The following is a 4,364-nucleotide window of genomic DNA, read 5'->3' on the forward strand; positions in this document are numbered from 1 at the left end:
CGGCGAACTGCTGGCCGTGCGCAACAGCTGACCATCGGTAGGTAGTGCCGGGGGGGGGGGGGGCGCCCGGGCCCCCCCCCCCCCCCCCCGCCACTACCGGGTCGAGGGCTGCCGGCCGAGGTCGGCTCAGGCGGCGCGCTCGCTGCGGCCGCCATGGAACTGCTCTTCCTCGGTCGAGCCGGTCAGCGCGGTGGTCGAGGACTGGCCCTGCTGGATGGCCTGGGTGACCGCATCGAAGTAGCCGGTGCCGACCTCGCGCTGGTGCTTGACCGCGGTGAAGCCACGCTCGGCCGCTTCAAACTCGGCTTCCTGCAGTTCCACGAAGGCGCTCATCTGGCGGCGTGCATAACCGTGGGCCAGGTTGAACATGCCGTAGTTCAGCGCGTGGAAGCCGGCCAGGGTGATGAACTGGAACTTGTAGCCGTAGCTGCCCAGCTCGCGCTGGAACCTGGCGATCGTGGCGTCGTCCAGGTTCTTCTTCCAGTTGAAGCTGGGAGAGCAGTTGTAGGCCAGCAGCTTGCCGGGGAACTTCGCATGGATCGCCTCGGCGAACTTCCGCGCGAACTCCAGGTCCGGCTTCCCGGTCTCGCACCACACCAGGTCGGCATAGGGGGCGTAGGCCAGGCCGCGGCTGATCGCCTGGTCCAGGCCGTTGCGGGTCTTGTAGAAGCCCTCCACGGTGCGCTCGCCGGTGGTGAACGGCTGGTCGTTGCCGTCGATGTCACTGGTCAGCAGGTCGGCGGCTTCGGCATCGGTGCGCGCCACCAGCAGGGTCGGCACGCCCAGCACGTCGGCGGCCAGGCGCGCGGCGTTGAGCTTTTCGATGGCTTCGCGGGTCGGCACCAGCACCTTGCCGCCCATGTGCCCGCACTTCTTCACCGAGGCCAGCTGGTCCTCGAAGTGCACGCCGGCGGCGCCCGCCTCGATCATCGCCTTCATCAGCTCGAAGGCGTTGAGCACGCCGCCGAAACCGGCCTCGGCATCGGCCACGATGGGCTGCAGGAAGTCGATGTCATCCTTGCCTTCGGCATGGTGCAGCTGGTCGGCGCGCAGGAGGGTGTTGTTGATGCGCTTGACCACCGCCGGCACCGAGTCGGCCGGGTACAGCGACTGGTCCGGGTACATCTGCCCGGCCAGGTTGGCATCGGCGGCCACCTGCCAGCCGGACAGGTAGATCGCCTTCAGCCCGGCCTTGACCTGCTGCATGGCCTGGTTGCCGGTCAGCGCGCCCAGCGCATTGACGAACTCGCGCTCGTGCAGCGATTTCCACAGCTTTTCCGCGCCCAGCCGGGCCAGCGAATGCTCGATGTGGACGGTGCCACGCAGGCGCACCACGTCGGCGGCGCTGTAGTTGCGCTGGATGCCTTCCCAGCGAGGGTGGGTGTCCCAGTCGTGCTGGATCTGTTCGGCAGTGGGCAGGGTGCTCATGTCTTTCTCCAGTTCGGTGTTGTAGAGCCGGGCGCTGCCCGGCTGGGATGGATTCGGGGAATGCAGGCCGTCAGTCGATGCGTGCGTAGGCCGGCAGGGTCAGGAAATCGGTCAGTTCGTCGTTGCGGCTCAGTTCGCCCAGCAGGGCGATGGCTTCACCGATGCGGGCGCCGCCAGGCAGTGCGCGGGTATCGCCCAGCCGCGCCGGCAGCTGCGCCAGGGCGGTGTCGAGCAGCGGCAGATCGATGGCGGTACCGTCGTCCAGCTGCTGGCCCGGCGTGTGCAGCCACTGCCACAGCTGGCTGCGGCTGATCTCGGCGGTGGCCGCGTCTTCCATCAGGTGGTGGATCGGCACGCAGCCGTTGCCGTCCAGCCACGCGGCCAGGTAGCGCACGCAGACTTCGACATTGCCCTCGAAACCGGCACGGGTGATGCTGCCCGGCGGCCGCGCGATCAGTTCATCGCGGCCCACGCGCACGTCCTGGCGCAGCACCTGGTGCTGGTTGGCGGTGGGCATGTGTTCGTCGAAGATGGCCATCGCCACCGGGATCAGCGCCGGGTGCGCGACCCAGGTGCCATCGTGGCCAGCGCTCACTTCGCGCAGCTTGTCGGCACGCACGCGGGCCATGGCCTGCTCGTTGGCGGCGGCATCGCTGTTGATCGGAATCTGCGCGGCCATGCCGCCCATCGCGTGCGCGCCACGGCGGTGGCAGGTCTGGATCAGCAGTTCCGAATAGGCCTTCAGGAACGGCTGGGTCATGGTCACCTGGCCGCGCTCGGGCAGCACCCGGTCGGCGTGGCGGCGGAAGGTCTTCAGGTAGGAGAAGATGTAATCCCAGCGCCCACAGTTCAGGCCGACGATGCGCTCGCGCAGGGCGTGCAGGATCTCGTCCATCTCGAACACTGCCGGCAGCGTTTCGATCAGCACGGTCACCTTGATCTGGCCGTGCGGCAGGCCGAGCATGCCTTCGATGTGCGACAGCGCGGTCTCCCACAGGGCGGCCTCTTCCATGCTCTGCAGCTTGGGCAGGTAGAAGTACGGGCCGCGGTCCTTGGCCTGCAGCGTGCGGGCATTGTGGAAGGCGAACACCGCCGCATCGAACAGGCCACCGGCGATGAACTGACCATCGACGCGCACGTGCTTCTCGTCCAGGTGCCAGCCGCGCGGGCGCACGATCAGTACCGCCTGTTCCTCAAAGGGGCGCAGCGTGTAGTGCTTGCCCGGCTTGCCGTTGGCGGCCGGCGCGGTGAATTCCAGATCGCCGCGCACGGCAGCCGCCAGCGACTGCTGCCCGGCCAGCAGGTTGCGCCAGGTGGGCGAGGTGGAATCCTCGAAGTCGGCCATGAACACCTTGGCGCCGGAGTTCAGCGCGTTGATGACCATCTTCGGGTCGGTCGGGCCGGTGATCTCGACACGGCGGTCCTGCAGCGCGGCCGGCAGCGGCGCCACGCGCCAGTCGCCGCTGCGGATGGCAGCGGTGTCTTCGCGGAAGTCCGGCAGGCCGCCCTGGTCGAAGAACGTCTGGCGCTCGCGGCGGGCCTGCAGCCGCGCCTGCCGGCCCGGTTCCACCGCCCGGTGCAGCGAGACCAGCAGCGCCAGCAGCGGTGCCGGCAGCACGGTCTCCTGGCCGGCCACGCGGGTCGCCAGGGCGATACCGGGGGTGGCCTTGGCGGGGATGGAGGAAACGGCGGAAGCAACGGCGGACATGGGGCGACTCCAGCGGTGGGGGAACGCCCCCAAAGTGCCGCCCGAGCGGAGTATTTGGCAAAACAGTTTTTGCAATGTTCCACATAAGGTGTGCTAATACTTATGACGCCATGACCACGCGCAACCCGCCAAGTCCGCGTTTTTCCTACAAATCCGACCGGCTGAAGCCGCTGCGCGCGTTCTGCCAGACGGTGCGGCTGGGTTCGGTCTCACGGGCAGCTGAGGCGCTCTTCGTCAGCCAGCCAGCGATCAGCCTGCAGTTGCAGGCACTGGAACGTGAGCTGGGGGTGCCGCTGTTCGAGCGCAGCGGGCGGCGCCTGGTGCCCAGCCGCGAGGGCCAGGTGCTGTATGAAATGGCGCAGCCACTGGTGGAAAGCCTGGACGGGCTGGAAGCGCGCTTCCGCGACAAAGTGCGCGGGCTGGATGCGGGTGAGCTGAACATCGCCGCCAACAGTTCGACCATCCTCTACCTGCTGCCGAAGATCGTCGAACGCTTCCGCCTGCACCACCCGGACGTGCGCCTGACCCTGCACAACGCGATCAGCGCCGATGGCACCGACCTGCTGCGCGAGGACGCGGCCGACCTGGCGATCGGTTCGATGACCGACGTGCCAGCGGACCTGACCTATGCGCCGGCCTACCGCTTCGAGCAGGTGCTGATCGCGCCGCACGACCATCCGCTGGCCAGCGGCGGCGAGCTGGAGCTGGCCGACATCGCGCGCTACCCGCTGGTGCTGCCGCCGAAGCGGCAGATCACCTACCGGCTGGTGGACCAGGTGTTCCAGCGCCACCGCATTGCCTACACCGTGGCGCTGGAAGTGGGCGGCTGGGAGGTGATCAAGCAGTACGTGGCGATGGGCATGGGCATTTCCATCGTGCCAGCGCTGTGCCTGCATGAAAGCGACCATGAGCGCTTGGCGGCGCGGTCGATGAAGCGCTGGTTCCCCGAGCGCAGTTACGGGGTGATCGTGCGGCGGGGCAAGGCGTTGTCGGCGCAGGCACGGGCGTTCATCGAGCTGATCCAGCCGGAGTTGTTCAGCCCACGCGATTACGACCAGAGCGGGCATTCGGAGCGGTAAGGGGTGTTCGGCAGGGCTGCGCCCTGCACCTGCCGAATCAACGTCAACGGCAACGTCAAAAGCGGGCATTCCGTAGATGGCGGGGCGGTGTGGGTGGGCAGGACACGCCGTAAACCCATCCATGGGGGCTCGATGGCGCCATCCATGGC

The 4,364-nt window shown here is 68.0% G+C and carries 3 protein-coding genes; 1 reads left to right on the forward strand and 2 read right to left on the reverse strand.

Annotation, left to right across the window (positions count from 1 at the left end; all coding sequences use genetic code 11):
• Window positions 1–126: 126 nt before the first annotated feature.
• Together aceA and aceB are read right to left on the reverse strand one after the other, a co-directional pair.
• Window positions 127–1,428 carry an isocitrate lyase gene (aceA, locus tag IAE41_RS21950; RefSeq protein ID WP_200734559.1) on the reverse strand — a complete coding sequence of 434 codons (1,302 nt, stop codon included), beginning with the start codon at window positions 1,426–1,428 and terminating at the stop codon, window positions 127–129.
• 70 nt (window positions 1,429–1,498) lie between these two features.
• Entirely contained in the window at window positions 1,499–3,136 is a 1,638-nt protein-coding gene (gene aceB / locus IAE41_RS21955; protein WP_200734560.1) for a malate synthase A, read from the reverse strand.
• Window positions 3,137–3,246: 110 nt separating this feature from the next.
• On the opposite strand from aceB, the gene IAE41_RS21960 reads away from it, so the two are divergent.
• Window positions 3,247–4,215: a LysR family transcriptional regulator gene (locus IAE41_RS21960; RefSeq protein WP_200734561.1), complete on the forward strand. Its 969-nt coding sequence runs from the start codon at window positions 3,247–3,249 to the stop codon at window positions 4,213–4,215.
• Window positions 4,216–4,364: the final 149 nt, after the last annotated feature.

This window comes from Stenotrophomonas sp. S39 (genome assembly GCF_016624665.1).
In the GTDB taxonomy this organism is placed as follows: domain Bacteria; phylum Pseudomonadota; class Gammaproteobacteria; order Xanthomonadales; family Xanthomonadaceae; genus Stenotrophomonas.

What these genes read in the sequence shown, in the direction of transcription:
- aceA (WP_200734559.1), bottom strand. Translation starts at nt 1,428, where the DNA reads ATGAGCACCCTGCCCACTGCCGAACAGATCCAGCACGACTGGGACACC.
- aceB (WP_200734560.1), bottom strand. Translation starts at nt 3,136, where the DNA reads ATGTCCGCCGTTGCTTCCGCCGTTTCCTCCATCCCCGCCAAGGCCACC.
- IAE41_RS21960 (WP_200734561.1), top strand. Translation starts at nt 3,247, where the DNA reads ATGACCACGCGCAACCCGCCAAGTCCGCGTTTTTCCTACAAATCCGAC.